25 protein-coding genes are annotated in these 22,966 nt (G+C 35.8%); 17 read left to right on the top strand and 8 right to left on the bottom strand.

What is annotated here, in order from left to right:
- Positions 1 to 67 precede the first annotated feature (67 nt).
- The 3 genes from MKX66_RS01485 (at position 68) to MKX66_RS01495 (ending at position 2,971) form a co-directional block, all read left to right on the top strand.
- Entirely contained in the window at positions 68 to 1,795 is a 1,728-nt protein-coding gene (locus MKX66_RS01485) for an S-layer homology domain-containing protein (protein WP_061689958.1), read from the top strand.
- Positions 1,796 to 1,960: 165 nt separating this feature from the next.
- On the top strand, positions 1,961 to 2,107 hold the full coding sequence (locus MKX66_RS01490) for a BC1881 family protein (RefSeq protein WP_002033491.1): 147 nt from the start codon (positions 1,961 to 1,963) through the stop codon (positions 2,105 to 2,107).
- Between the two features lie 108 nt (positions 2,108 to 2,215).
- Positions 2,216 to 2,971, top strand: a complete 756-nt coding sequence (locus MKX66_RS01495) for a sulfite exporter TauE/SafE family protein (RefSeq protein WP_061689959.1) — start codon at positions 2,216 to 2,218, stop codon at positions 2,969 to 2,971.
- Between the two features lie 309 nt (positions 2,972 to 3,280).
- On the opposite strand, the gene MKX66_RS01500 is transcribed toward MKX66_RS01495, so the two are convergent.
- Positions 3,281 to 3,481, bottom strand: a complete 201-nt coding sequence (locus MKX66_RS01500) for a DUF3903 domain-containing protein (protein ID WP_002137765.1) — start codon at positions 3,479 to 3,481, stop codon at positions 3,281 to 3,283.
- Between the two features lie 143 nt (positions 3,482 to 3,624).
- Between MKX66_RS01500 and MKX66_RS01505 the strand changes: the two genes are divergently transcribed.
- Positions 3,625 to 4,038 carry an NUDIX hydrolase gene (locus tag MKX66_RS01505; protein ID WP_215590063.1) on the top strand — a complete coding sequence of 138 codons (414 nt, stop codon included), beginning with the start codon at positions 3,625 to 3,627 and terminating at the stop codon, positions 4,036 to 4,038.
- Positions 4,039 to 4,050: 12 nt separating this feature from the next.
- Here the strand turns inward: MKX66_RS01505 and MKX66_RS01510 are convergent, their stop codons facing one another.
- A complete protein-coding gene (locus MKX66_RS01510) occupies positions 4,051 to 4,728 on the bottom strand; it encodes an LrgB family protein (protein WP_002137763.1) in 678 nt (225 codons plus the stop codon).
- Complete coding sequence (locus tag MKX66_RS01515) at positions 4,725 to 5,090, bottom strand: CidA/LrgA family holin-like protein (RefSeq protein WP_000872360.1); 366 nt, start codon at positions 5,088 to 5,090, stop codon at positions 4,725 to 4,727. The genes MKX66_RS01510 and MKX66_RS01515 overlap by 4 nt, the downstream gene beginning before the upstream one ends.
- Positions 5,091 to 5,241: 151 nt before the next feature.
- Between MKX66_RS01515 and alsR the strand changes: the two genes are divergently transcribed.
- The 4 genes from alsR to MKX66_RS01535 all read left to right on the top strand — a co-directional run bounded on the left by alsR (position 5,242) and on the right by MKX66_RS01535 (position 8,926).
- A complete protein-coding gene (gene alsR, locus MKX66_RS01520; RefSeq protein WP_002033496.1) occupies positions 5,242 to 6,150 on the top strand; it encodes an acetoin biosynthesis transcriptional regulator AlsR in 909 nt (302 codons plus the stop codon).
- Positions 6,151 to 6,404: 254 nt separating this feature from the next.
- Positions 6,405 to 6,980 carry an FtsX-like permease family protein gene (locus tag MKX66_RS01525; protein WP_002142748.1) on the top strand — a complete coding sequence of 192 codons (576 nt, stop codon included), beginning with the start codon at positions 6,405 to 6,407 and terminating at the stop codon, positions 6,978 to 6,980.
- Between the two features lie 94 nt (positions 6,981 to 7,074).
- Entirely contained in the window at positions 7,075 to 7,986 is a 912-nt protein-coding gene (locus MKX66_RS01530; RefSeq protein WP_002014392.1) for an ABC transporter ATP-binding protein, read from the top strand.
- The gene (locus MKX66_RS01535; RefSeq protein ID WP_002128553.1) at positions 7,979 to 8,926 is read left to right on the top strand and encodes an ABC transporter permease; all 948 of its coding nucleotides are present in this window, start codon (positions 7,979 to 7,981) and stop codon (positions 8,924 to 8,926) included. Before MKX66_RS01530 ends, MKX66_RS01535 begins: the two co-directional genes overlap by 8 nt.
- Before the next feature lie 21 nt (positions 8,927 to 8,947).
- Here the strand turns inward: MKX66_RS01535 and MKX66_RS01540 are convergent, their stop codons facing one another.
- Positions 8,948 to 10,108: a M20 peptidase aminoacylase family protein gene (locus MKX66_RS01540; RefSeq protein ID WP_215590062.1), complete on the bottom strand. Its 1,161-nt coding sequence runs from the start codon at positions 10,106 to 10,108 to the stop codon at positions 8,948 to 8,950.
- Between the two features lie 88 nt (positions 10,109 to 10,196).
- A complete protein-coding gene (locus tag MKX66_RS01545) occupies positions 10,197 to 11,105 on the bottom strand; it encodes an EamA family transporter (protein WP_341085346.1) in 909 nt (302 codons plus the stop codon).
- 492 nt (positions 11,106 to 11,597) lie between these two features.
- On the opposite strand from MKX66_RS01545, the gene ccdA reads away from it, so the two are divergent.
- Together ccdA and MKX66_RS01555 are read left to right on the top strand one after the other, a co-directional pair.
- The gene (ccdA, locus tag MKX66_RS01550; RefSeq protein ID WP_001152684.1) at positions 11,598 to 12,305 is read left to right on the top strand and encodes a cytochrome c-type biogenesis protein CcdA; all 708 of its coding nucleotides are present in this window, start codon (positions 11,598 to 11,600) and stop codon (positions 12,303 to 12,305) included.
- A 90-nt stretch (positions 12,306 to 12,395) separates the two neighbouring features.
- Positions 12,396 to 12,902, top strand: coding sequence for a CcdC family protein (locus tag MKX66_RS01555; protein WP_002014224.1), 507 nt, complete (start codon positions 12,396 to 12,398; stop codon positions 12,900 to 12,902).
- Positions 12,903 to 13,436: 534 nt separating this feature from the next.
- Here the strand turns inward: MKX66_RS01555 and MKX66_RS01560 are convergent.
- Entirely contained in the window at positions 13,437 to 13,877 is a 441-nt protein-coding gene (locus tag MKX66_RS01560; RefSeq protein ID WP_061674208.1) for a DUF2621 domain-containing protein, read from the bottom strand.
- Positions 13,878 to 13,986: 109 nt separating this feature from the next.
- A complete protein-coding gene (locus tag MKX66_RS01565) occupies positions 13,987 to 14,283 on the bottom strand; it encodes a hypothetical protein (RefSeq protein ID WP_002033506.1) in 297 nt (98 codons plus the stop codon).
- A 253-nt stretch (positions 14,284 to 14,536) separates the two neighbouring features.
- Between MKX66_RS01565 and MKX66_RS01570 the strand changes: the two genes are divergently transcribed.
- Both MKX66_RS01570 and MKX66_RS01575 read left to right on the top strand, forming a co-directional pair.
- The gene (locus MKX66_RS01570; RefSeq protein ID WP_033709342.1) at positions 14,537 to 15,115 is read left to right on the top strand and encodes an AAA family ATPase; all 579 of its coding nucleotides are present in this window, start codon (positions 14,537 to 14,539) and stop codon (positions 15,113 to 15,115) included.
- Entirely contained in the window at positions 15,112 to 15,684 is a 573-nt protein-coding gene (locus MKX66_RS01575; RefSeq protein WP_033709344.1) for a DJ-1/PfpI family protein, read from the top strand. Before MKX66_RS01570 ends, MKX66_RS01575 begins: the two co-directional genes overlap by 4 nt.
- A gap of 13 nt (positions 15,685 to 15,697) precedes the next feature.
- Here the strand turns inward: MKX66_RS01575 and MKX66_RS01580 are convergent, their stop codons facing one another.
- The gene (locus MKX66_RS01580) at positions 15,698 to 16,666 is read right to left on the bottom strand and encodes a class I SAM-dependent methyltransferase (RefSeq protein ID WP_085960791.1); all 969 of its coding nucleotides are present in this window, start codon (positions 16,664 to 16,666) and stop codon (positions 15,698 to 15,700) included.
- Between the two features lie 181 nt (positions 16,667 to 16,847).
- Here MKX66_RS01580 and hutP point away from each other — a divergent pair, with 181 nt between their 5' ends.
- The 5 genes from hutP to hutG all read left to right on the top strand — a co-directional run bounded on the left by hutP (position 16,848) and on the right by hutG (position 22,824).
- Positions 16,848 to 17,288 (top strand): hut operon transcriptional regulator HutP, encoded by a 441-nt coding sequence (gene hutP / locus MKX66_RS01585; protein ID WP_000926519.1) that lies wholly within the window; start codon positions 16,848 to 16,850, stop codon positions 17,286 to 17,288.
- Between the two features lie 102 nt (positions 17,289 to 17,390).
- Positions 17,391 to 18,908 (top strand): histidine ammonia-lyase, encoded by a 1,518-nt coding sequence (gene hutH / locus MKX66_RS01590; protein ID WP_002033511.1) that lies wholly within the window; start codon positions 17,391 to 17,393, stop codon positions 18,906 to 18,908.
- Between the two features lie 23 nt (positions 18,909 to 18,931).
- A complete protein-coding gene (hutU, locus tag MKX66_RS01595; protein ID WP_002033512.1) occupies positions 18,932 to 20,590 on the top strand; it encodes a urocanate hydratase in 1,659 nt (552 codons plus the stop codon).
- Positions 20,591 to 20,602: 12 nt separating this feature from the next.
- Positions 20,603 to 21,874: an imidazolonepropionase gene (gene hutI / locus MKX66_RS01600; RefSeq protein WP_002190400.1), complete on the top strand. Its 1,272-nt coding sequence runs from the start codon at positions 20,603 to 20,605 to the stop codon at positions 21,872 to 21,874.
- Positions 21,853 to 22,824, top strand: a complete 972-nt coding sequence (hutG, locus tag MKX66_RS01605; protein ID WP_215590060.1) for a formimidoylglutamase — start codon at positions 21,853 to 21,855, stop codon at positions 22,822 to 22,824. The genes hutI and hutG overlap by 22 nt, the downstream gene beginning before the upstream one ends.
- Positions 22,825 to 22,966: the final 142 nt, after the last annotated feature.

The following is a 22,966-nucleotide window of genomic DNA, read 5'->3' on the forward strand; positions in this document are numbered from 1 at the left end:
CTTAAATATTTTAGATTAGGGAGGGAAGTTAACACGAATTAAGATATAAACGTGTTAAATAATTAGTATGAAAAAAGAATTTTATAATGTTTTAGCTGCATCAATTGTATTTAGCATGGTAACGATTCCAAGTTTTTCCTATGCAGACACAGTAGAAAAGACCGTAACAATTTCAACAGACGAGCAAGCATTAAAAAGTATTGAAAGCCATATGAAAGATGAAGATGGACGTGGAGAGAGCAAAGGAATAACAAATGAAGTACAAGGAGATTTTTTTGTACATATAATAGGTTCAGCATCTTTATTTGATTCTGCTGAGTTACAAAAAGCGACAGGTGTTCAGCTTTCTAATCAAGTAGTGAAAGCCGAAAAACAAAAAGGAAACGCTTACTATATACAAACAGAATCTGGAACTGGGTGGATACAAAGTAGTGAAGGAAATGTAGAGGTTAAGGAAGTTTATCACTTGGCAAACGAAAAGTTAGTAATTAATGAAGAGACAGCTACATATTCCGCACCATTTAATTCATATAAAGACGAGAAAGTGTTACAACCGCAAACAATTATTGCAATTGGACAAGTTGGAGAGTGGTTCCAAGTCCAAATAGATAATGAGGTGAAATGGATTTATTCACCTTCAGCAAAATTTGAGGGTACAAAAGCATCTCTTATTCAAAGCACAACTCCAACTCGTACGAAACGTGCAGCGGTTATGTATACTGCACCAATAGAAGAGAAAACAGCGGATATTTACGGTGTACCATTAAAGGAAATGATTGTACCAACAGGTAATGAAAATATTCGTCCAGGTTATGCGATGAAACCAAAATACATTACAATTCATGAGACAGATAATTATAGTGTTGGAGCAAATGCTAGAAACCATGCACAATATTTATACAGTCAAGCAACAGGAACGACTGACCGTTCAGCATCTTGGCATTTTACAGTAGATGATAAAGAAATTTATCAACATCTACCATTAAATGAAAATGGTTGGCATGCTGGAGATGGATCAGAAGGAACCGGTAACAGAGAATCAATTGCAATTGAAATTGCTGTCAATCAAGATGGTGATTATAATAAAGCTGTGGAAAATGCTCGCAAACTAGCAGCCTATTTAATGGGGGAATTAAATATTCCTTTAGAAAATGTGAAAAAACATCAATTTTGGAGCGGAAAGAATTGTCCGGCCATTATGATAAGGAATAATGCGTGGGAGCCATTTTTACAGGGAACGAAAGCTTATTATGATGCGAATCATAAAGATGATATAACTGGCGGTTGGTATGAAGCAGATATTCGTGAATTAGATAAAAGAGGTATTATGGTTGGAGACGGTAAGGGTTCTTACTGGCCAGAACGTCTTGTAACACGTGGTGAATTTGCGAATTTAGTTTCAAGATCATTGCAATTACCAGAGGGGAAATCGAATTTCAAAGATTTAAGCACAGCTCATCCATCGCTAGTAGATGGTATTAATCGTGCAGCTAGTGCTGGGATTATAAGTGGACGAGGAAATGATATATTTGCTCCGAATGATACGATTAAACGTGATGAAGCTGTCATTATGATTGATCGTGCATTGCAATACAAAAATATTAAAGGTAATTTAGTTCCATTACCATTTACGGATCAAAATTTAGCGTATGATAAACAGGCGGTTCAACGTGTTTATGGGTTAGGTATCGTAAAAGGGAATGAGAATAATGAGTTTATGCCAAAAGGTTCTGCAACACGTGGGGAATCGGCAGCATTTATTAATAGAATGTTAAAAGTAATAGAGAGTAAATAATGGAAAGGCATTCGCTTTGGCGAGTGCTTTTTATTTTTCAATATGTTATAGAAAGGGGATGTGAATTTTGGCTGGAATAAGGAATGAAAGTGGAGGTGATGCATATATTTAGATGCATTGGGTAGTTTTTTGTAATTTCGTATAAAATGAAAAGGAGGTAGGGCGGTGAAATCAATACCGACTGATGTCCTGAGTAAGGAATTGATGGAAAGAGAAGGGGTTATATCTATTACAGTGATGGAATTTGAAAAGATAGAAGTGGCCGGAGTAGTTGTTTCTGGTCCAGCTGTTATTTTGATTAATCAAGAGTAAGTACATATTATTAATATAGAAAAGTAGAAAGAGCATCCATTTAGGATGCTTTTTGTTTGTATAGAGGTGCGCATGTGATAGATAATTGGAATATTGGAGGGGGAATATGTGGCAATTATTATAACAATGCTATTAATGGGAGTTTTATTAGGGTTTGTCGGAGCAGGAGGAGCTGGATTTATCATCGCGATACTCACTGTAGTATTCCATATCCCTATTCACGTTGCTCTTGCAACATCTCTAACTGCCATGGCATTTACGACATTATCTGGGGTAGTAAGTCATTATAGAGAAGGGAATGTTGTATTTGTAATAGGCGGAATTGTTGGGGGATTTGGAGCGATTGGTTCCTTTATTGGTTCGAAGTTTGGTTCGCTAATACCAGCGAATCTTCTACATTGGTTTACAGCGGGAATGTTATTTTTATCTGCAATTTTTATGTTTATTCGGTTGATTATGTTTCAAAAAAGATCACAGTCGTCTTTAAAAGGGCATAAAGAACTTTCGAAAGATAACGTGATTAAATGTATATTCCTCGGATTGGTGACTGGAATTTTAGCAGGTGCATTTGGTATTGGCTCAGCACCTTTTATCCAACTCGGATTAATGGTTCTATTAGGTTTAACAATCCGTCAATCTGTAGGGACGACAATGCTCGTTATATTACCAATCGCAATTGGAGGTGGGTTTGGATATAGTTCGGAAGGGTATTTAGATTATGTATTATTAGTACAAGTTTTAATCGGGACAATGTTAGGAGCATATATAGGAGCTAAGTTTACAAATTATGCACCTCGCATGCTTCTAAGGTTTTCGATGATTATGACACCAATATTAGCTGGATGTATGTTGTTAGTAGAGTAAAGAAAACTATTAATATATTTTACGAATGAATTATATAAGTAATTCATATTTCTCATATAAAAGGATTTGCTTTAATATAATGAGTATAAAGTTCGAGTATTCGAAGTATTACTTGAATTATATCCCTATCCCTTTTCTAAAAATGCGAACAAGTTTTGCCCTATTCTATTCAATAGTTTATTGTATAGAAATATATTGTTCGATGACCATTATGGAACGCACATAATGGGTAAATCCCGATCCTTAAAGAGGATGCCCCTAATCTTCATGTGAAAATATGATCGGATAAGAAAGCTGGCCAATTTATGGTCAGCTTTCTTTTTGTTCAATGAGTAAGTCTTCTTTAATTTCTGTTTGCAGTAATAAAGTTTTTCCGAAGCGACGTTTACATTCAGCTCGTACTTTTTGAATGGCTAGTAGCTGAGAAGTAGCAGGCACTGTGACAATGGCTTGCCGAGGTTTTCGGTTTTCTTCACAAAAAACACATTCCACAACATATTTAGAAATCATAATTTCATCCTTCCGGTTTGAATTTCTAAGAAGGGACTGCTCATGAAGTTGATGTAAACTTTCGGCATCTTTTTACTTATTTCCTCTTTTTTTTCAAAGGGGAAATAAAAAAGAAGGTGAATTTTAGTAGGGGAGGGATGTATATGGAGAGATGGATAGGTACGGCAGCTATTTGTATGAATGAAAGAAATGAAATTTTAATGGTATTGCAAGGAAAAGAAGGGGAAGAAAAAAGGTGGTCTGTCCTAAGTGGAGGACTTGAAAAGGGAGAAACACTAGAAGAATGTTGTATCAGGGAAGTTTGGGAGGAAACAGGCTACAATGTGGAGGTTATAAATAAAATATACGAAAAAGAAGGTATTACATACGGGATTCCGGTGTATGTTCATTATTACTTTGTTAAAAAAATAGGCGGTAATATGAAAATCCAAGATCCGGATGAGTTAATACATGAGATTGATTGGAAAGGGATACATGAAGTTGGAAAATTATCGTTAGCTTTTCCGGAGGATTACGAGCTAATATACCGATATATAAATAAAAAAGCAAGTGTGTAAATACTTGCTTTTTTAGTGTATCCAAGATAAGAAAAGTGGAACGATAACTAAACTAGCTCCAGCTGTTAAAAGCATTGATAAACTTGCAATTGTACCTTCTACAGGACCGATTTCAAATGCTTTTGATGTTCCGGTCCCATTCGCGCTAGTACCTAGCATTATACCTTTTGCGAGCGCTGTTTTAATACGGCATATGCGTATGAGTGTAGGGCCGAATAACGCTCCAGTTAAGGCAGTTAATACAACGAAAACTGCTGTTAATTGTGACATGCCGCCAATCATTTCTGAAATAGCCATTGCAATAGGTGTTGTTACAATGTGCGGTGCTAAACTTTGTTCTATTGTAGAGTCAATTTGAAAAAAATTAGCTAGTAGTGCGGAAGTAATAACAGATAGAAAAGAACCGACAATGACATTAATTAAAATAGCAGTGCCGTGTTTTTTTAATAGATCAAAATGTTTATAGATTGGCCATGCGAAAGCAACTGTTGCAGGTTTTAATAATTCTGTTAGCCAATGACTACCAGATTCGTAGGTTTCGTATGGTGTATCTAATCCAAGTAATAAAGCGATTAAAATGATTGGGCATACAAGAAGGGGAGAAAGCAAACTCCAATTCCAGCGTTGATACATTTTTTTAGATACCCAATATGTGAATAGTGTTAATAGTAAACAAAGAAAGCCGATCATTGTGTTGATCCTTTCCGCTTTAATAGCAATTCTGTTAAAAGTCCTGTTACGAGAGTGACACAAAGTGTACTAATCACGATAATTAAAATGAGATCGATTCCATACTGTGATAATGTATCTTTGTAACGAATGACAGCGACTGCAGAAGGGATGAAAAATAAAATAAGTTCTTTTAATAAAAAGTCTGCACCGTCTTGTATCCATTCTTTTTTCACTATATTAAATTTTAATGAGATTAACAATAAAAAAATACCGATTATACTTCCTGGAACTGGGAGGTGTGCCTGTTTTGCAATCCATTCACCTGTCCAAGCGAAACAAAATAATAATAAAATTTGTCCGCTTAACTTCCACCATTTCATACAGTAACCACCTCTTTGTTTTTTACATAAAAATTGTAAAAAAGAATTAACAATTTCTACTATACGTTCATTCGAAATATTTGTCTAATATATAAATTATATGTTATTAATATATTAGATGTATTAATCGAAAGTGAAAAGGGTGTCCAAAATGGAATTACGGCATTTGCAATATTTTGTTGTAGTGGCAGAGGAATTACACTTTGGACGAGCAGCTGCTCGTTTACAAATGACACAACCACCGCTTAGTCAACAAATTCAGCAATTAGAAAAAGAAATGGGAGTTATGTTATTTTCAAGAACGAAGAGAAAGGTTGAATTAACAGAAGCAGGAGAAATGTTTTTAAAAGAAGTAAAAAAAGCGTTTGAACAAATTGAAAAAGCAGTAGAAGTTGCACAAAGTGCTCAAAGGGGAGAAGTTGGATCACTTTCAATTGGTTTTGTAGGTGCGGCGATATATGATATTTTACCGTCAATCGTCAGAGAGTATAGAAAGAAATTTCCGAGAGTGTCTGTAGCATTACATGAATTGTCCACACCGGATCAGGTGCATGCACTTCATGATAATCGAATTGATATTGGATTTTTACGTCCGCCAATTCCAACGCAATTACTTGAGTTAGAACCAATTCAAAAACTTTCATGTACGTTATGTTTACCGAAGGCACATCCTCTTGCTGAAAAGGACGAAATACATATCGAAGATTTAAGGGATGAACCGTTCGTATTTATTACGAGACCAGTATGGCCAGCGTTATATGATACAATTTTATCGCTTTGCCGTGATGTAGGTTTTAGTCCGCACATTGTACAAGAAGCAACGGAGTATCAAACTGTTATGGGGCTTGTAGCGGCAGGTATTGGAATTACGGTAATACCTGTATCCGCAAATAAATTGTATAAAACAGAAGTTGTATATAAAGAGTTATGTGATTCTAATTTTGTTGCAGAAATGTCAGTGGCTTATAAAAAAATGAATAACAATCCAGAGTTGTTAGAGTTTTTGAAAATTGCAAGAGAGAAAAAAAGGATTGAAGTGGAAGATGCGAAGGCTGAATAGTTGATGAAGTTACAAGGTAGTCATGATAATTAAGTTGTATAAAGATTCACCTCGTTAAACAAAAAACGGAAATGTAACTAAAGTGCATTTCCGTTTTTTGTTTTTTTGTTCAATGCTAAAGAGGTAAATATGCTTGGTTTCTAGGACTAAAGGCTTAGTAAAGATTCCGATTGAAGTGCGATGTTTAAAATGTCATATTCTTATACACTAGTAGTATAGAATGCGTATGTTATGAAGTAAGGTAGGGGGAAATTATGTCTTTATTTCGGTTAGCGAGAAAAAATATACAAATATTTGCTACCAAAAGGTTAAAACAATTTATGTGGATTGCTATGAATACAATGATTTGTTTTTTTATGATATCATTCCGATTTAATGAAGCTGTAATAAGTAAAGCGGAATATACACCTATGTTTGTAAAGTGGTTTTATGCTATGTTTCTATTTATAGTTTTTGTGTGTATTTTCGTTACATATAAAATGACAACCTCTCTTTTACAGGTAAGAAGAGAGGAGTTTAAATCGTATGAAGTAGTGAAGATGACAAGAAAAGAAATGTTATGTTTATTATGTCAGGAGCAATTATTAACTTACGGAGGAGCTTTTGTTTTCGGATTAATTCATGGTATGTTATTTTTGAAATTATTTATTATTATTTTTATGAAAGCAGTAGGAATCCAAGGGATAACCAATGCACCGATTACGATGTATGCGGTAGTGATAACAGCAGTTGTTATGATAACCGTCATTATAATATCAATGTGGCAATGTTGTAGGTTTACACAAAGGTTAAAGGGTGAAAAGTCATATGAAACGAGGAGAAAGGCATGAGAAATCATGGCTTTTTCTTCATTTTACACATGTTATTAATCATGATACAGTGGGAAGAACTGAAAAAAAGAGTTAAGAAGAAAGGTTGTATGGAATGATAAATGAGCAAGCGATCGTAAAAGTTGATCGATTAACAAAGCGAATTGGTTCAAAGACGTTAGTAGAAAATATTAGTTTTGAAGTGAAAAAAGGTGAAGTAGTTGGCTTATTAGGACCAAATGGTGCTGGAAAAACGACATTAATGCGAATGATGGTCGGAATGATCCGTATGACAGAAGGGGAAGTATGGATTGATGGTCAATCTGTAAAACAGCAATTTGAAAAAACTGCTGCGAAAATTGGTGCTGTAATTGAGACACCAGAATTTTATCCTTTCTTAAGCGGCTATGAAAATTTAACATATTTCGGACGAATGAATGGGAATGTGACTGAAGAGCGTATCGATGAAGTAGTACAATTGTTAGGAATGGGACAAGTAATTGACCGTAAAGTAAAAGCATATTCACTCGGTATGAGACAGCGTTTAGGAATTGCTCAGGCACTTATACATAATCCAGATGTATTAATACTAGACGAACCGACGAACGGATTAGATCCTAGTGGTATACATGAAATGCGGATGTACATAAAGAAAATTGCGCATGAACAAGGAAAAGCTGTCCTTGTTTCTAGTCACTTACTCTCAGAAGTTGAATTAATGTGTGACAGGGTTATTATTATTCAGCATGGAGAATATGTCGCAACACAAAATATTCAAAGTGATAAAAAGGAAGAAACAGAAGAAATACATATACGTGTAGATGATGCGAATAAAGCGGCAGAGGTTTTAGAATACGATGTTTTAGTAAAAGAAAACGAATTAATTATAAACGTGAAAGATGAAGAAGTTCCAAATATTCTTCGTACATTGATGGAGAAAAACATTCAAGTTTATCGTGTATATGAAGAAAGAAAAACGCTAGAAGAGCAGTTTTTAGAATTAACAGGAGGAAAAGATATTGTTTAATTTAGTTTATAACGAGCTGTATAAAATATTTAAGCGAAAGCGAACGATTATTCCTTTTGCAGTTATTGCGGTATTAATTATTGGATTAGGATGGGTTACGGTAAAATATTTAGAGCCAGAAACAAAAGGGTGGAAAGCGGATTATACAGAACGCACTGTAGAAATTGAGAAAAAGCTCGGCATGAAAAAAGAGGATATTTTAACAGAAAAGTCAGGAGACGAGCTTGTAAAGGAATACCAGCTTAAAATGAAGCATTTAGATACGAATACAGCGCCAGCAAGTAGTTCTCCGCTTTCATTTATGAGAGATACAGGTTTTATCGTATTTCCAATTTTACTTCCGTTTATTCTCGTATATGCGAGTACGATTTTTGCGAATGAATATAGCTGGGGAACATATAAATTTTTAACAATTCGTCCAGCGAGCCGATTTAAAATTTTAACATCTAAGTTTTTGGCAATCGTTATATTTGCGGCATTATTATTTATATTTAATATGATTTTTTCCGTATTATGCGGGTTGATTATTTATAAATTCCAACAACCAGCTTGGGCTGAATTTGTCGTTCAAAATGGAAATATAATAAAACAAAATATTTTCGTAGAAGCAAGTAAATATTATATTTTATCTTGGTTACCAACTCTTGTGTATGCTGCATTTGCCTTTATGATTTCCGTTTTAACGAGATCGAGCGGAGGTGCAATCGGGATTTCTTTATTTCTTGCATTATCAGGGGGAATAGCGCTAATTCCGGCAGCAAGATATGAATGGGCGAAATATTTATTACCAGCGAATACAGATTTATATGGGCTTTTAAAGGGTGGAAGCTTTATTGATGGAGTAACATTCCCATTTGCTTCTTGTATGCTTCTTCTATACTTAGCTGTATTTTTAGGGGTTTCCTATACTGTATTTATAAAACGAGATTTAACAGCATAAGCAAAAGCCGTTAAGGGTAACTTAACGGCTTTTTGTTTGTAATAATTGATGAATAGCTTCTTCGGCTAATAGGGCGAAATACTCTGCGCTAATAGGCAATGCTTTTTCATCTACTGTAAAAGCTGGATGATGCCATTCATGTGTACCACTTGTTCCCATAAAGACGAATGAACCTGGTATTTCTTGTTGGTAAAAAGAAAAGTCTTCTCCTGCCATGGATGGTGTAGGAGAGATAACGTTTAGATTCATTTTCTCTGCAATATGAATAGAAAAATCAGTGAGTACTTTATCGTTTTGAACGGCAGGAGGACCTGGATAAAATCGGAATTCTGTTTTTACACCTAGTGCATCAGAAACGCCTTTAATGATACGTTTCATTAATGCCGGAATCTTTTCACGTGTTTCAGCTTGGAATGTACGGACAGTTCCTTCTAATATTGCTTTTTCGGGAATAACGTTCCACGTATTCCCTGAATGAATGTTTGTTACACTTACGACAGCGTTATGAGAAGAACTAATATTTCGGCTTACAATCGTTTGAAGTGCCATAACGATTTGAGATGATGCAACGATAGGATCGACGCCGGCATCAGGCACAGCTGCATGTGTACCAACACCATGGATTTCAATTTCAAATCGATCAACTCCGGCCATTAGTGGCCCATCTTTAATACCGATTGTACCTACTGGTAAATCAGGTTTATTATGCATACCGAAAATAGCTTGCACGCCACGTAAATGCCCAGCTTCAATAACTTTGCAAGCACCATTACTACTTTCTTCAGCTGGCTGGAATATAAGGCGGACAGTTCCGTTAAGAGAAGATTCTTTTTCCTTTAATAAATAGGCTGCACCAATAATAGCAGCTGTATGAAAATCATGCCCACAAGCATGCATTTTACCTTGTATTTTTGAAGTGTATGGAAGGTCTGTTTCTTCCTGGATAGGAAGGGCATCGATATCAGCACGAAGCGCTACAACTGGTCCGTTTTTATTACCAGAAATTTCAGCGATAACTCCTGTTTCTAAATTGGAATTAATAATAGTGATATTGGCCTCGTCTAACCAATTTTTTATCGCTTTTGTCGTTTCAAATTCTTCGTATGATAGTTCTGGATTTTCATGTAAATGCCGGCGAATGGAAATAAGTTTTTCTGTTAATTGATCAGGAATAGATGCCACTTATTATGCCCTCTTTCTTAAGTGAAATATTTGTATTAATTATACAATAATAAAAGAGAGGATTCTCAAATGAAAATCCTCTCTCGTTTTATGCTGCAATTTTTTTATGAGTATGCAATTTTTTATAACGTCCACGCATTGCGTATGCAATTTGCGGAATTGCGATACCGATTAAAATAAGTGATACACCGATCCATTGTGAAGATAGTACAGCTTCTTTTAAAACGAATACAGACATAATTGTTGTAACTGGCAGTTCTGCTGCACCAAGAATAGTTGCTAATCCAGAACCGATTTTTGGAATGCCAATTGTAAAGGCAATAGATGGAATAACGATACTAAATATTCCTAATCCTAAGCCGTATTTCCAAAGGCCTTGAGAGATCGCCCCATTAAAAATAAATGTTGGCGGGAATACGATCATGACTAAAGTTAAAGCGCCAGCCATTAAAAGGACACCGCGTGTTAATGAAGGTACTTCAACGGCAACTTTCCCGCTTACGAAAATGTATGTTGCAAATGTAACAGCAGATAATAAGCCTAAAATGATTCCAGTCGTATCGAAATCACCAGCTGATGTTTCTAATAACCCACTTGATAAAAATGTACCTGCAAGTAAGAAGATTACTGAAATAACTTTTTCTCTTGAAGGTAATGTTTTTGTTGCGACTGCTTCAATGATAATCCCAACCCAAACGAACTGGAATAAAAGTATAATTGCAATAGAAGCTGGTACAGTTTTTAAAGAAGCGTAATAAAAAATTCCAGTAAAACTTGCAGACGTTCCTGCGACGAATAAAATTAACATTTGTTTTAGTGGAACACGATGTCTAGAAAATAGAAGTGTAATAGCAAGTAAAATAATCCAACCGAACAAATACTGGCTACCAATTACCTCTCCAAGTGAAAACCCTTCTGCATATGCAAGTTTAACAAAAATAGCTAAAACCCCATAACTACACGCTCCTAATAAAACTAAAAGAGAATAACGAAGCATGAAAAATTCCTCCCATCTATATGAAATTGTTCCGTAACGGACATATATAACTAGAGGGAAGTATACAAAATTAAAAATGAAGGGTCAAATGAAAGAAAAGTGCAAAATTTTATAGAATAATAATAAAAGTATGATATTTATGCATAATCTTGAAATTAATAATAATTAAAGTATTGTAAAATCAGCTTTATGTTGTATAAAGACAGCATTTGAAAAAAATTTTTAAGGCCAATAGGTGTGAAGTCAATTGTAATGTGCTAATCATTTGAGAAACTGTGGAACCTTTGTTATGTTAGTAACAATTAGAAAGAGTTTCATAATTCAATTGAGATTTTTCTATATAATAGAAGGGAATGAAAACGTTTTATTAGAAAATGTGTGAAAGGGTAGTTTTTCTTATTGTCATGTTGGAAAAGTGAATTCATGAAATGTCCATAGTATTTTCAATTGTTTTTGCTACAATATTGAAGAGGAGAGGAGAGGAGTGGAATAATGCAAGATATTAGTATTTTTTTAGCGTTTGGAGCTGGGTTCTTATCATTTATATCCCCATGTTGCTTACCGCTTTATCCGGCATTTTTATCATACATAACAGGTATGTCGGTTTCTGAATTGAAAGAAGAAAATGCAATGCTTCGCAAAAGAAGTATGATACATACAGCGTTTTTCTTACTTGGTTTTTCAATTATTTTTATTGCAATTGGATTTGGTACAAGTTTTATTGGAGGCATCTTTACAAATTATAAAGATTTAATTAGACAGTTAGGCGGTATATTTATCATCGTGTTCGGTCTTATTATTGTCGGTGTGTTTAAACCGAAGTTTTTAATGCAAGACCGTAAATTTACGTTTAAAAATCGTCCGAGTGGCTATTTTGGATCCGTTCTAATTGGGTTGGCCTTTGCTGCAGGGTGGACGCCTTGTACTGGACCTATTTTAGTGTCTGTCATTGGATTAGCAGCAACAAATCCAGAATCAGCAATGATTTATATGATAGCATACATACTTGGGTTTGCTATCCCGTTTTTCGTACTTTCATTCTTTATTACGAAAATGTCTTGGATTAAAAGAAATAGTATGAAATTCATGAAGATTGGAGGATACGTTATGATCGTCATGGGTATCTTCCTATATTTTAACTGGATGACGAAAATTATCGTATATTTCTCAAGTTTATTTGGTGGTTTTACCGGTTTTTAGTATTATTCTGTGAAAATGTTGGAAATACTAACGGAAAAGCATATAATAAAATTATATTTTGCATATAGCCACAAAAAAGGATGAGAAAATATGAACATAGTTCTGTTATCAAGTATCGTTGCTGTTTGTATGGCTGTCGGTGCGATGTTTATTCGTTTAAAAGCAGCTAAGAAACCTGCAACATTGAAAAAAATTATACTTCCCCCATTTTTTATGAGCACGGGAGCGTTGATGTTTGTTTTTCCTGAATTTCGATTAACTCCAGCAGAAATGTTAGAAGCAATTGGCGTCGGTTTGTTTTTCTCTATTTTTCTTATTAAAACATCTAAATTTGAAATTAGAGGACAAGAGATTTATTTGAAGCGTTCAAAAGCATTTGTTTTTATACTAATTGGATTACTTGTCGTGCGGATTGTATTTAAAACATACTTAAGCCAATCTCTTGATTTAGGACAACTTAGTGGCATGTTCTTCTTACTTGCGTTTGCAATGATCGTTTCATGGAGAATTGCAATGTACCGTTCCTTTACGAAATTACAAAAGGAAATGGAAAAAGAAGACGGTTTTTATAATGAAAAAGATATGAAGTTAACGTAAAGAGTGTTATATGTATAAAGAAACAACGTCTGATTAGACGTTGTTTTTTGTTAATCACTGAAAGGTAACTTCCTCAATTCTAGTTGTGATGTATAAATTGTCGACCATCGAAGAAGCAATTTAAGTTTGACGTTACGAATGGACCGATATAAGGAATACTATTTGGTTTGAAGTTTTATCATCGGTAATTGGTGGCTAAGTTAGATTAGGTTGGATCGTATAGGAGACGTTCCTTCATTAACAATTACTCCACTTGATGGTACTGATACAACATGAAAGTGGAATGTTAATGACGAAATTTCGCTTAGCTTAAGTGTCTTGAGCCGAATCTAATATTGCAAATATAAATGCAACAGGATCAATTGCTGCGAATACAACATATACCTCTGTAAATATTACAGGTACTGGTGATACGATTTATACGAGTGCTGTAGGGTTACAGATAGATTTAGCGAAAGCGAGATTAATTGCTACAAAATCAGTAACTGTAAGTTGAGCTTATAAAAAAGATTGCTATAAAATAGCAATCTTTTTTTACGAAGGGTATTTTGTTAGTAAAGATTGATAATGAGAATAATCAATCTTTTTTTCTTGTAGTTTTTTAACTAAAAATTTATGATCACGCTTCGGTGTGGCGATGATATATCCTTTAATAATTAAATCTTGTGTAATTTTAGAGGCATTTTCTTGTAATGCTAGTTCTCCGATTTTGCCAGCAATTTTTGACTTAGCAACATCGCGAAATAATTCCGGAACGGGACTGACTAGTTCTTCTAACAATTGTTTTTGTTCGTCAGCCCATAAGTGTCTTGTTTTATTAATATAGTGATCTTCCCAATCCAAAATGGACATACCGTCTTCTTTCGGTAACCGTTTTAGGAATTTTCTGAACATGAAATATCCACCAATGGACATAAGCCCTAATAATACAACAGTCCAAACGACTATAAACCAACTAAACCATCCTTCAAGCAATTGTATGCCCTCCTTTAACGAAAGCAATATTTTGTATTTTATTTATATTATAAGCAATGAGATTCATAGAAAGCAAGAACGCTTGATCATTTTGACCAAGCGTTGTGATTTAAACGAAGTATAGTTGTTCAACACATAAAATATCATTGTCATTTTCTACATATTCAATGATGAGTGTGCCAACTTTACGATCTTTATCTTCAGTTGTGAAAATAGAGTAAGAAGTAAAACGTGTTGTTGATAGGCCGCTTATATGTGTAGGTAAAGGAATGTAGTCGTTATCGCGGAAGAATTCCATCAGTTCAATATCTTCAAATTCTTTTCGGTCAACTTGTTTGTTTGTATAGCGGCGTTGAAGTTGTTTTAAAGATGCATTCCAAGAAATTGCTTTTGTGTCGTATACCATTGTTCTATCTCCTTACTGTATGTAATTATTAAGAACATACGTTCTAATCTAGTATACTCTTTTTATAAGAAAAGGGAAAGCAAAAAATAATGTAAGCTTGGATTTCCAAGCTTACATTATTTTGCGTCCGTCATAATCTCTATTTTTTATTATAAGTTAGATAAGAATAAGAAACAAGATGATATATATCTTGTTGATAGTTTTCAAAATTCTGTTTATTATTCATGTAATACAGTACAAGGGAATGAGAGGGATGACATACGTAATTTCACTCCAAGGACCGATGGCAAGTGGGAAAACAACATTGGCAAAAAGGTTAGAGCAATATGAGCTTTCAATTATATACGAAAATCCATATCCAATTGTAGAAAAAAGAAAAGAATTACATTTAGATATGAACTCAAAAGAGGGGTTTATTACAAATCAAAAAATGTTTATTGAAGCAAAAATAATAGAGTTTCAAAATGTGAAAAGCTCAGTCGTGATTTTTGATCGTGGACCAGAAGATATTGAATTTTATACACTCTTTTATCCGAAGATGATAGGGAAAGAGTGGGGTATAGAAACAGAATTAAAAGATGAATTGTATAAATTAAGAGAATGCCGTTCGGATGCAATTTTTTATTTAGATGTTTCGAAAGAGAGTTTGTATGATAGGAGAAATAATGATAGGACAAGAAATCGAAGTACATTTGAGGAACAATTTAAATTAGTAGAAGTTGAAAAAGAATGGTATAAACAATTTCCGGTAACTTATGTGGACACTAATATATTATCAGTGGACGAATTAGAGGCATATTTTATAGGGTGGCTAAGGGAGAAAAGGCTATGAAAAAAATATTATTATTCGTATATCCGACATTTGCAGAGTTTGAAATAACGGTAGCAACAGCATTGCTGAAAAAGAAATATGAAATCATTACAGCGAGTTTAACAAAAGAAATGATTATAAGTGAAACAGGCTTACAAGTACAGCCGCATATAGAATTAAGTGAAGTGCGTGTAGAAGAATATGAGGGGATTATCATTCCGGACGGAGATGAAATACATATGAAAGAGGCGAAACTGCTTTTTTCAGTTATTCGTCAATTTTCTGAGCAAGGAAAATTAGTGGCAGCGATTTGTGCTGGACCGTATGCGTTAGCAAGGGCAGGTTTACTAAAAGAAATCTCTTATACAGTGACTATAGATTATCAAAAATTAGATTGTTTTCCAGTAGAAAATTTTGTGTATACAGAAGTTGTACAGCACGCAAATATTATTACAGCACAAGGACATGCATTTGTGCCATTTGGACTAGCGATTGCCTCCTATTTTGGAGTAGTGAATGAACATAATACAAATTTTTATAGTGGAAAGGGCAATATAATGATGGAGAATCTTTTACCGGAAAACGTGTAAAAGCTAGCGAATGCTAGCTCTTTTCTTTTTTACATCGATAAATAACTAACGTTTTCGGATCGCGCCATATACCGTTATGAAATGATAAATCATTTTCTATTTCTTCTTTTAGCCATTCCTTCATTTCGGTGTGAAGGGACATATTATCAGGTATATTCAGCGACGGGAACATGCTAGAAATATAGTTAACGATTGGAGTGGCATGATGAAAAACAAGTGCATTATGAATAATTGTTTCTTCAACAGTTGAAAAAACAGAGTGTAATAGATCTTTACCATTTTCTAAACAAAATGGAGCTACTGACGGTGATGTTTTCGGTAAATCAAATGTGACTAACATTTTGTTACACATTTCATCTATACGAGGTAATGAAACTTTAGAATTTGTTGTAGCTAAAAGGGCGCCGCCAGGACGAATTATCTTATGGAATCCTTGAATAGTTTTTTCGACATCTTTCATGTGGTATAACATATGCCTTGCGATTAGCAGGTCATAACAATTAGCTTCGAAAGGAAGTTTACTAGCGTCACCGAGTTTCCATTCAATCATATTATTCGTTATAGCAGCTTCAGAAAGCATAGTTTCGGATTGATCAAAACCAGTTAGATGTCCTTTATGACCATTAGTTTGCAAAAGGGAAAGAAATTTTCCGTTAGCACACCCGACCTCTAATATTTTTTCTTCACCTTGGAGTTGTAAATGTTCAATGACGACTTCATCTACATTCACTTGTTTTTCTTCGTAATGTTTATGCGTATCGATACGTGTTTGTAAATGGTTACTTACGTTGTATTGGCGTTTTACATCATTCATTTTTTCACATTCCACCTTTATGCAAAATTGCTGAATCGCATGTGTTAATACATCTGTTTTATTTAAACCTTCGTAATGGAGTGCGTCTTCAAACCTTGTAAGTAATTTTTCTTCAATTCGAAAATGAATATCTTTTCGCTTCGCCACTGAAATTTCGCCCCTTTGCATCTGTTAGTGAGACTATAGCACGTCTGAAAAAAATCTGTAAATAAATTGTGTACACAAGTACAAGTATGAGAGGGATAAAAAATTGCTTGAATAATATTTTAAACTATTGACGATTTAACCGTTTTCATATATTCTTAAATTAAGTAATATTCAAATAATTCAAAAGAAATGAGAGAGTCACATGCTTCTTCAAGGAACACATCGAATTGGTCGTATGGCCATGCTGTTGGCACTTGCGGATGAGAATGAAAGTCCCGTATTATCTATTCCGAAAGGTTGGAAATATTGTACTGGGAAAGTTGGTTCTATGAATTCGCAAAAAGTAGTAGCAGCAATGGAAACAGCGGCTAAGAGCAACCGAGTTATTGAAACAGATGTTTACAGAGAAACACATGCACTTTATCATGCGATTATGGAAGCTTTGTACGGAGTGACGAGAGGTCAAATTCAGTTAGCAGACGTTCTTCGTACAGTAGGACTTCGCTTTGCGATTGTGCGCGGTACACCATACGACGGAAAAAAAGAAGGCGAATGGGTTGCTGTTGCACTTTATGGAACGATTGGTGCACCTGTAAAAGGATCTGAGCATGAGGCGATTGGTTTAGGAATTAATCACATATGATTTGCCCATAGTCTATTAGTTAGAAGGGGGCCTTATTTTTTAGGACAGAAGTCTGTCTTAAAAAGATAAGGTCCCCTTTTGCCTTTATAAGGAGGAAAAAGAATGATTACGTTAACAGGACACACATTGACAGTTGAAGAAATGAAGAGGTTGTTACTTGAAGGTGAAGGTGTAACAGCTTGCCCAACTAGTATGCAAAAAGTGGCAGAGTGCCGCGAAGTTGTCGAGAAAATTGTAGAGGACGGAAAAGTCGTTTACGGTATTACAACTGGATTTGGAAAGTTTAGTGATGTGCTTATTCAAAAAGATGATGTAAAAGCACTTCAACACAACTTAATTCAGTCACATGCGTGCGGAATAGGCGATCCATTCCCTGAAGAAGTATCACGCGGTATGTTAATTTTACGAGCTAATACGATGTTAAAAGGAGTATCGGGTGTTAGACCACTTGTTGTAAACATGCTTCTTGAGTTTGTAAATCGTAAAATTCATCCAGTCGTTCCGCAACAAGGATCACTAGGAGCGAGCGGTGATTTAGCACCTTTATCTCATCTTGCTCTCGTTTTATTAGGTGAAGGTGAAGTGTTCTACAAAGGAAAACGAGTTCATGCGATGGTTGCTCTTACAGAAGAAGGACTTGAACCTATTGAACTTGAAGCAAAAGAAGGTCTTGCGTTAATCAATGGTACGCAGGCAATGACAGCACAAGGGGTTCTTTCTTATATAGAAGCTGAAGCAAGTGCTTATCAATCAGAATTAATTGCATCGATGACAATGGAAGGATTACGCGGCATTATTGATGCATTCGATGAAAATGTTCATAAAGCGCGTGGTTATAAAGAGCAAGTCGAAGTGGCAAGCAGAATTCGTGATATTCTTCATGATAGTAAACTTGTGACAAAACAAGGAGAACTTCGTGTACAAGATGCATATTCACTTCGTTGTATCCCGCAAGTTCACGGTGCTTCTTGGCAAGTTTTAAATTATGTGAAAGAAAAATTAGAAATTGAAATGAATGCAGCAACAGATAATCCACTTATTTTTGATGGCGGTGAAAAAGTAATCTCTGGTGGTAATTTCCACGGACAACCAATTGCATTTGCAATGGACTTCTTAAAAGTAGGGATGGCGGAGCTTGCAAATATTTCAGAGCGCCGTATTGAACGCCTAGTAAATCCGCAATTAAATGACTTACCACCATTTTTAAGTCCAGAACCAGGACTTCAATCAGGTGCCATGATTATGCAATATGCAGCGGCTTCACTCGTTTCAGAAAATAAAACGTTAGCTCATCCAGCGAGTGTAGATTCAATTCCGTCTTCAGCTAACCAAGAAGATCACGTAAGTATGGGAACAATCGCTTCACGTCATGCGCATCAAATTATTCAAAATGCAAGACGCGTTCTTGCAATTGAGATGATCTGTGCGATGCAAGCAGCAGAATATCGCGGAATTGAAAACATGAGTACAGTTACAAAAACGTTCTATCATCAAGGTCGTCAGCAAGTGCCTTCTATTACAAATGACCGTATATTCTCAACGGATATTGAAAATATCGCGCATTGGTTAAAAACGAATTATTCAATAAAGGAAAGATTGGATGTAAATGCAGCACTATAAAACGAGAAAAGGGAGAGATTGAAATGGAAAAAGTACAACAAACAATTCGTGCGGCAAGAGGTACTGAGTTACAAACGAAAGGATGGGTTCAAGAAGCTGCACTTCGAATGTTAATGAACAATTTAGATCCTGAAGTAGCTGAAAAACCAGAAGAATTAGTTGTGTATGGCGGAATTGGCCGTGCAGCTCGTAATTGGGAAAGCTACCATGCAATTGTTGATTCATTAAAAACGTTAGAAAACGATGAAACGTTACTTGTTCAATCAGGAAAACCGGTAGCAATTTTTAAATCACATGAAGATGCGCCTCGCGTTCTTTTAGCGAACTCAAACTTAGTACCGAAGTGGGCGAACTGGGATCACTTCCGTGAACTAGAGAAAAAAGGTCTTATGATGTACGGACAAATGACAGCGGGTAGCTGGATTTACATTGGGACACAAGGAATTTTACAAGGAACATATGAAACATTTGGTGAAGCGGCACGTCAACATTTCGATGGTTCATTAAAAGGTACTGTAACGATTACTGCTGGTTTAGGTGGCATGGGTGGCGCACAACCGCTTGCTGTAACGATGAACGGCGGTGTTGTAATTGCTATTGATGTAGATAAGCGTAGTATCGATCGTCGTATTGAAAAGAGATATTGTGATAAGTATACAGAATCATTAGAAGAAGCATTGGCTATTGCAAACGAATATAAAGAGAAGAAAGAGCCTATTTCAATTGGATTATTAGGTAATGCAGCAGAAATTTTACCTGAGTTAGTAAACCGTAATATTATCCCTGACTTAGTTACGGATCAAACTTCTGCCCATGATCCATTAAACGGTTATATTCCAGTAGGTTACACAGTAGAAGAAGCAGCGAAGCTTCGTGAAGAAGATCCAGAACGTTACGTACAATTATCAAAAGAAAGTATGAAAAAACATGTAGAAGCAATGCTTGCAATGCAAGAAAAAGGCGCGATTACATTTGATTACGGAAATAACATTCGCCAAGTTGCTTTCGATGAAGGATTAAAAAATGCTTTCGATTTCCCGGGATTCGTTCCAGCATTTATCCGTCCATTATTCTGTGAAGGAAAAGGACCATTCCGCTGGGTAGCACTTTCTGGTGATCCAGAAGATATTTATAAAACAGACGAAGTTATTTTACGCGAGTTCGCGGATAATGAGCATTTATGTAATTGGATCCGTATGGCACGTCAGCAAGTTGAGTTCCAAGGTCTTCCATCACGTATTTGTTGGCTTGGTTATGGTGAGCGTGCGAAATTTGGCCGCATTATTAATGAAATGGTGGCTAATGGTGAATTATCAGCACCGATCGTTATTGGCCGTGACCATTTAGATTGTGGATCAGTAGCATCTCCAAACCGTGAAACAGAATCTATGAAAGATGGTAGTGATGCAGTAGCAGACTGGCCAATTTTAAATGCATTAATTAACAGTGTAAACGGTGCAAGCTGGGTATCTGTTCACCACGGTGGTGGCGTTGGTATGGGGTATTCACTTCACGCTGGAATGGTTATCGTTGCAGATGGAACAGAAGCAGCAGCAAAACGTATTGAACGCGTATTAACTTCTGACCCTGGTATGGGTGTTGTTCGTCACGTTGATGCTGGCTATGACTTAGCGGTTCAAACTGCGAAAGAAAAAGGCGTTAACATCCCAATGATGAAATAAGGAGGAAGAAACATGCTGGACACTTTACTAATAAATATCGGTCAATTACTAACAATGGATCAAGAAGATGGCTTGTTAAGACAGGAAGCGATGAATACGCTTCCTGTTATTGAAAACGGTGCGGTTGGAATTGAAAATGGTGTAATTACTTTTGTTGGAACAGCGGAAGAAGCTAAAGGATTACAAGCGAAAGAGGTTATTGATTGCGGCGGGAAAATGGTGTCTCCTGGTCTTGTTGATCCGCATACTCATCTTGTATTTGGTGGATCTCGTGAAAATGAAGTCGCGCTAAAACTACAAGGAGTTCCGTACTTGGAAATTTTAGAACAAGGCGGAGGTATTCTTTCAACTGTAAATGCAACGAAACAAGCGTCGAAAGAAGAACTTGTTCAAAAAGCTAAATTCCATTTAGACCGTATGCTATCTTTCGGAGTTACAACTGTAGAAGCGAAGAGTGGTTACGGATTGGATGATGAGACAGAATGGAAACAATTAGAGGCAACTGCACAATTACAAAAAGAGCATCCAATTGATTTAGTTTCAACATTTTTAGGTGCTCATGCAGTTCCGAAAGAGTATAAAGGAAGATCGAAAGAATTTTTACAATGGATGCTAGATCTATTACCAGAAATGAAAGAGAAGCAATTAGCTGAGTTCGTTGATATTTTCTGTGAAACAGGTGTGTTCTCTGTAGAAGAATCAAAAGAATTTTTATTAAAAGCGAAAGAGCTTGGCTTTGATGTGAAAATTCATGCAGATGAAATCGACCCTCTTGGTGGTGCGGAAGCAGCGGCTGAAATTGGTGCAGCATCAGCGGACCATTTAGTTGGCGCTTCTGATAAAGGAATTGAAATGCTTGCGAATTCTAATACAGTAGCAACTTTATTACCAGGAACAACTTTCTATTTAAATAAAGAAAGCTTCGCACGCGGCCGCAAAATGATTGATGAAGGTGTTGCAGTTGCCTTAGCTACAGACTTTAACCCAGGTAGCTGTCCAACTGAAAACATTCAGCTTATTATGAGCATTGCGATGCTGAAACTGAAAATGACACCAGAAGAAGTTTGGAATGCGGTAACAGTGAACTCATCTTATGCCATTAATCGAGGCGATGTAGCTGGGAAAATTAGAGTTGGTCGTAAGGCGGATTTAGTTTTATGGGATGCTTATAATTACGCTTACGTACCGTACCATTACGGCGTAAGTCATGTAAATACAGTATGGAAGAATGGGAATATCGCATATACAAGAGGTGAACAATCGTGGAGCACGGCCACTATTTAAAGAAAAATGCAAAGTTTATCGATCGGGAAGTGACGAAATGGAGCGAAATGATTAAAAATTGGGAGGAAGGTGTGGAAATATTCGGTGCTGCCTTAATTGGAGCGCCCCTTTCTAAACCATCTATTAGTCATTCAGGAGCATGTTTTGCACCAAAAACAATTCGTTCAATGTTGGATGCATATAGCACGTACGCAATTACAGAAGAACACGATATGAAAGAAAGTGTTCTTCATGATTGTGGTGATATTACGATGCATGTGACAGATATAAAAGAGAGTCATAACCGAATTGCGAAAACAGTTGGTCACTTGACGAAAGTAAATCCGAAAATGATACCAATCGTTCTTGGTGGTGACCACTCGATTAGTTTTCCGAGTATAACTGGTTTTGCAAATAGTAAAGGGAAGGTCGGTATTATTCAATTTGATGCCCATCATGATTTACGTAATTTAGATGATGGTGGTCCATCAAATGGTACACCGTTCCGTAGTTTGCTAGAAAATGATGTGATTACAGGAAAACAGCTCGTTCAAATTGGGATTCGTAATTTTTCAAATGCACGAGCGTACCATGAATATGCAAAAGAGCATGGCGTGACAGTGTATACAATGAAAGATGTAAGAGAGCGAAAAATAAAAGATCTTATTTCAGAAAGTATTGAAGTATTAAGAAAACAAGATGTGACTTCTATTTATATTTCTCTTGATATGGACGTACTAGACCAAGCGTTTGCGCCGGGCTGTCCAGCAATTGGCCCTGGTGGGATGGATAGTACAACTTTACTTGATGCAATTGAATTCCTTGGTAAAGAGCCACTCGTTCACGGGATGGATATAGTAGAAATTGATCCAACTCTTGATTTTAGGGATATGACGAGTAGAGTAGCTGCGCAAGTGATTATGAGTTTTCTTTTAGCGCGAGAAACGATTAGTAAACAGGTTAGTATATAAGCGAAGGATCGTGTGTGAAGTTTTGAAGCAACCGTTTTTGTCATTATATAAAAATACATCGCTACTTATATGTAGTGATGTGTTTTTTTTGTTTTACAAGGTATATAAAATTGGAGAAAATGGGTGTAGAAATGTAACAAAA

Origin of the sequence: Bacillus sp. FSL R9-9530 (assembly GCF_038008145.1) — a bacterium.
Lineage (GTDB): Bacteria > Bacillota > Bacilli > Bacillales > Bacillaceae_G > Bacillus_A > Bacillus_A mycoides.

Bases quoted from the DNA above. Each gene is read 5' to 3' on its own strand.
- MKX66_RS01485 (WP_061689958.1), top strand. From the start codon at position 68: ATGAAAAAAGAATTTTATAATGTTTTAGCTGCATCAATTGTATTTAGC.
- MKX66_RS01500 (WP_002137765.1), bottom strand. From the start codon at position 3,481: ATGATTTCTAAATATGTTGTGGAATGTGTTTTTTGTGAAGAAAACCGA.
- MKX66_RS01505 (WP_215590063.1), top strand. From the start codon at position 3,625: ATGGAGAGATGGATAGGTACGGCAGCTATTTGTATGAATGAAAGAAAT.
- MKX66_RS01510 (WP_002137763.1), bottom strand. From the start codon at position 4,728: ATGATCGGCTTTCTTTGTTTACTATTAACACTATTCACATATTGGGTA.
- MKX66_RS01515 (WP_000872360.1), bottom strand. From the start codon at position 5,090: ATGAAATGGTGGAAGTTAAGCGGACAAATTTTATTATTATTTTGTTTC.
- alsR (WP_002033496.1), top strand. From the start codon at position 5,242: ATGGAATTACGGCATTTGCAATATTTTGTTGTAGTGGCAGAGGAATTA.
- MKX66_RS01525 (WP_002142748.1), top strand. From the start codon at position 6,405: ATGTCTTTATTTCGGTTAGCGAGAAAAAATATACAAATATTTGCTACC.
- MKX66_RS01530 (WP_002014392.1), top strand. From the start codon at position 7,075: ATGATAAATGAGCAAGCGATCGTAAAAGTTGATCGATTAACAAAGCGA.
- MKX66_RS01545 (WP_341085346.1), bottom strand. From the start codon at position 11,105: ATGCTTCGTTATTCTCTTTTAGTTTTATTAGGAGCGTGTAGTTATGGG.
- ccdA (WP_001152684.1), top strand. From the start codon at position 11,598: ATGCAAGATATTAGTATTTTTTTAGCGTTTGGAGCTGGGTTCTTATCA.
- MKX66_RS01555 (WP_002014224.1), top strand. From the start codon at position 12,396: ATGAACATAGTTCTGTTATCAAGTATCGTTGCTGTTTGTATGGCTGTC.
- MKX66_RS01565 (WP_002033506.1), bottom strand. From the start codon at position 14,283: ATGGTATACGACACAAAAGCAATTTCTTGGAATGCATCTTTAAAACAA.
- MKX66_RS01570 (WP_033709342.1), top strand. From the start codon at position 14,537: ATGACATACGTAATTTCACTCCAAGGACCGATGGCAAGTGGGAAAACA.
- MKX66_RS01575 (WP_033709344.1), top strand. From the start codon at position 15,112: ATGAAAAAAATATTATTATTCGTATATCCGACATTTGCAGAGTTTGAA.
- MKX66_RS01580 (WP_085960791.1), bottom strand. From the start codon at position 16,666: ATGCAAAGGGGCGAAATTTCAGTGGCGAAGCGAAAAGATATTCATTTT.
- hutP (WP_000926519.1), top strand. From the start codon at position 16,848: ATGCTTCTTCAAGGAACACATCGAATTGGTCGTATGGCCATGCTGTTG.
- hutH (WP_002033511.1), top strand. From the start codon at position 17,391: ATGATTACGTTAACAGGACACACATTGACAGTTGAAGAAATGAAGAGG.
- hutU (WP_002033512.1), top strand. From the start codon at position 18,932: ATGGAAAAAGTACAACAAACAATTCGTGCGGCAAGAGGTACTGAGTTA.
- hutI (WP_002190400.1), top strand. From the start codon at position 20,603: ATGCTGGACACTTTACTAATAAATATCGGTCAATTACTAACAATGGAT.